1 protein-coding gene and 1 pseudogene are annotated in these 1115 nt (G+C 66.5%); both read right to left on the reverse strand.

Going from position 1 to position 1115, the window contains the following annotated elements; translation table 11 throughout:
- Positions 1–759: tetratricopeptide repeat protein (locus L288_RS29005; protein WP_031304147.1), on the reverse strand; the 759-nt coding region annotated here is incomplete at its 3' end.
- A 184-nt stretch (positions 760–943) separates the two neighbouring features.
- Positions 944–1115 (reverse strand): annotated as a pseudogene (locus L288_RS42985) (cell division protein FtsZ); the annotation flags it as partial.

Consider the following 1115-nt stretch of genomic DNA (forward strand, 5'->3'; position numbering starts at 1 on the left):
CGTTGCCACCGCCGCCGGGGCGGCAGGCTGCGCCGGGACAGCGGCCGCAGACGCGGGCGTCGGCGTCACCGCCGCTATGGTCGTGCCTACACGCGCCGGGAAATGACCGAAATGCACCGCTGCGGCTTTCTGCGCCGGGGTCAGGTAGGGCATCTTCTGCATATAGGGCGTCAACGCCGCCGCGAGTTGCCCCGGCATGGTCTGGCTGGCGATCTTGCGCGCATCATCCTGCCGGTTGTTCATCGCCAGGATGAAGGCGCGAAAACGCCAGGCGGGCCGGTCGCTCTTGTAAAGCAACGGCTGCAACACCTTGTCCGCCGCTTCCACCTGACCGGATATACCCAGCGACGCGGCATAGCGGTAAATCAGTTCGCTATTGTCCGGCGTCCGTTTGAGTGCGGCCTGATAATCCCGCTGCGCGCCCGCCTGGTCTCCGGTCAGGTCGCGCGCAAGGCCCCGGTCGCTCAGCAGCGCCGCTTCGGAATAGCCCAGCCGCGTCGCCTGATCGAACAGCTTCAACGCCTCGGCCGGGTTCTGCGTCTTGAGCATCACCCTGCCCAGCCCCGCCTTGACCCTGCTATTATTAGGCTGAAGCGTGTCGGCGCGTGCGAAGAAGCCAGCCGCCGCGCGCGTGTCGTCCAGGTCGATTGCCGCCTCGCCCGCGCCGATCAGCGCTTCGATGTCGCGCGGATTGGACGCAAGGCGTGACAGATGGCGGTTGAGCGCTTCCGTACTGGACGGCCGGATCGGCTGCACCATGCCCGTTTGCGCCTGAGCGGTGCCTGCTAGAAGCAGCGCCGCAACGATCGATAAAGCCGGAGTTTTCACACCATTCCTTTAGCGGATTGCTGCGTGAATGGACAATTACCATGACGAAAAGCGCGCCGGATCGCCTTGGACGATAGACGGCGCGCTCTTGAACCGCCGGGCGGCTGCCCGGGGATTACTGGTTGCTCTGACGGTTGAGGAAGCGCGGAATGTCCGGCGTCGTGCCGTCATCCTCGGCCGCGGCCGTATTCTTGTCCGCGCCGCGTGTGAGGCCGGCCATGCGTTCGAACAGCGTGCCGCCCGTGGCGACGCGAGGTGCCGGTTGCGGCGCGGCGGCTGGCGCAGGC

The sequence above is a fragment of the Sphingobium quisquiliarum P25 genome (assembly GCF_000445065.1).
In the GTDB taxonomy this organism is placed as follows: domain Bacteria; phylum Pseudomonadota; class Alphaproteobacteria; order Sphingomonadales; family Sphingomonadaceae; genus Sphingobium; species Sphingobium quisquiliarum.